Genomic DNA, 2,340 nt, shown 5'->3' with positions numbered 1-2,340 from the left:
AGGTCTTTCGGAGCTATGAAGAGAACTTTTGGAACCCTAATGGTGTAAGCTTTTTTCCTTTCGGGATATTCAAATAACAGCTTAATGAATCTAAGTAATGCATTTTTCGCTTTTCTCAGCTCTATTTTATAGGATGTTTTCCTCTTAACCCTGACAAGCTCTACACCAAGGGGTTCAAGACCTTTGAGCCTCTTGAAGACCTCCTCATCATTGTTTGCTATCTTTTCTTGGCTCCCATCACCAAACATCATTCCAGCAAAGTAAAACACAGCTTTCCATTCATCCTTGCTTTTTGGCATTTTGAGATAATACAGAGGTTTTCCAGAGCGGTGAACCCCTGGAGTAAAGGCTATCTTCTCAATGCTGTCTTGGAGGTTCAGCTTTTCAATATCCTCTCTTCTGAAGACGTTTTTTTGGACTTTGTATGTCTTATACCCTTTAAAGTATTCCCCAATTTTTTCAAGCTTGTTCTCATTCAGCTTCGCAATTAGCTCTTCCGTCAGAATTTTTGAGTAAACGAACTTCATAAAACGCTCATAGCTCTCATTTCCCTCAATTCTCTTTGGAACTGCAACATAATCTCCAGGTTTAAGTTGATCGGCTCTCTTCCATCCTTTGTTTGTCAAAAACGGATGCTCTGGAGTCACACTGACAGAGTGCCAGTTTTTAAGTTTTACTTTGAGGACTTTACCTTTATGCCTTACTCTCCAAACGTAAGGGCTTTTAACCCTCTGAATAGTCCCATCCTGAGCTATAACATGGACATCAACGTTGAGTTTTCTGATTTCTTTTTCCTTGTCTTTAACGATGACTTCATCTCCGAGTTTAAACAGTTCTTTCAGTGTTATCTCACCGAGCTCCGGAAGTACTACAGTTTCATCTGGTAAGAGACACTTTCCATGATCAACGTGACCAAGAACAGCTATAATCGGCTGTCTAATTCTCTTCATTTTGATCACTCTCCCGTAATGTTGAAGTCAACCATAAATTAGCACATACCATTAAAAAGCTTGGGGACTCATGGGATACTGTTGGGTAGTTTATTTTTGATGAAAATGCTCTCTAATATTGCCCTCTTGGTGTCGTTGCCAACATAATAAATCTCCTCACTTGGTCCTTCAACTATAACCAGCTTGAGCCTTAAAGCGTCCTTTATAAGTCCTTCTACTTCATCGGGGCTCAAATATGCATCAACCACCGCTACAAGAGTTCCGTTGTACGTTATCCCAATCACTGGAATCCAGCGAAATGTCGGGAACATTTCGAAGATTCCCTTGTAAAGTATCGTTGCATTTTTCCCCTCATAGGTCAGGTAGAACGTTATACTCTCTTTTCCAAATCTCCAGGCAAGCTGTTCTTTAATACTCATACACTGACCACAGCGGTCGCTTCCATAGATGTAGAAGTGGATCAGACTTTCGTTCAGTGGCAGTTTGAACTTTGGAAATGGGTTAGGCACAAGCTTCTCCTCAATGCTTCCTTCAGAGGACTGGGTAGTGTTTGTGGTGCCTGTGTCTTCAAATTTGGCTTCGGTTTCGTTTTTCTCCTCAGGTATTTTGGGACTTTCCTGAGTTTTGCTAAGCGTGGAGGTGCTGGAGGTTTTATTGAATGATATCTGACAGTTCTCGCAGTATTCGCTCTTATTTTCATTTGTCAGATTTCCATTTATTTGGTTCTCAAAAATCTTGAGATTTGTTAGGTTCATTAAGCTCAAATTCATGTTGCCCTCCGATATGTGCGTTTCGTTTTTGCTTACCTCTTCATGGAACTGGTTTTGCAAAATTTGGGTCACGGTGGCGCTTTTAGGTTTAGAAGTTTCGGAGGCAATTTCATTCTTGCTGCTCTCAATACAGAGTGATGCCAGTACCACAAGAGCGATCAATGTGAGAAGAAAAAGATTCCTCACCTTCACTTTTCCCCACCTCTAAAAGGAGAAGAAACAGGGACTTGGTAATTTTCATCCATCCATGTATTCCCCCCTCTCCTCATCCTAATGCATCTTGTAGAACCAATCGGCGGCTTTTGAATATTCAAAGATTTCCTCGGGCTTGAAGTAGAGGTTTATCTCACGCTCAGCGCTCTCTGGGCTGTCGCTTGCGTGGACAACATTGTAAATTGCATCTCCAACATCCAAACCCAAATCCCCTCTTATTGTTCCTGGCTCTGCATCTTTTGGATCAGTTGCGCCGGCCATCTTCCTCACAACACTGATGGCGTAGCGGCCTTCAACCACCATGACGACGCTTGGAGCCTTTGTTATGTAATCAATGAGAGCATTAAAGAATGGCTTCCCTTTGTGCTCCTCATAGTGCTTCTCCGCCAGCTCTCTATCGATGTGAA

Annotated in this window: 2 protein-coding genes and 1 pseudogene; all 3 read right to left on the bottom strand. The window is 42.0% G+C overall.

Translation table 11 applies throughout. The features are described 5' to 3' along the window. Positions 1 to 950, bottom strand: a pseudogene (locus ACXJGZ_RS02020) (intein-containing translation initiation factor aIF-2); the annotation flags it as partial. 68 nt (positions 951 to 1,018) lie between these two features. Next, the gene (locus tag ACXJGZ_RS02015) at positions 1,019 to 1,912 is read right to left on the bottom strand and encodes a hypothetical protein (RefSeq protein WP_456398160.1); all 894 of its coding nucleotides are present in this window, start codon (positions 1,910 to 1,912) and stop codon (positions 1,019 to 1,021) included. A 78-nt stretch (positions 1,913 to 1,990) separates the two neighbouring features. Then, positions 1,991 to 2,340 (bottom strand): nucleoside-diphosphate kinase (locus tag ACXJGZ_RS02010; RefSeq protein ID WP_456398158.1); only part of this gene is annotated, 350 nt, incomplete at its 5' end.

Source organism: Palaeococcus sp. (in: euryarchaeotes) (genome assembly GCF_053987695.1).
Note: the sequence above shows the minus strand (reverse complement) of the source record. Positions and strands in the feature narration are given on the sequence as shown.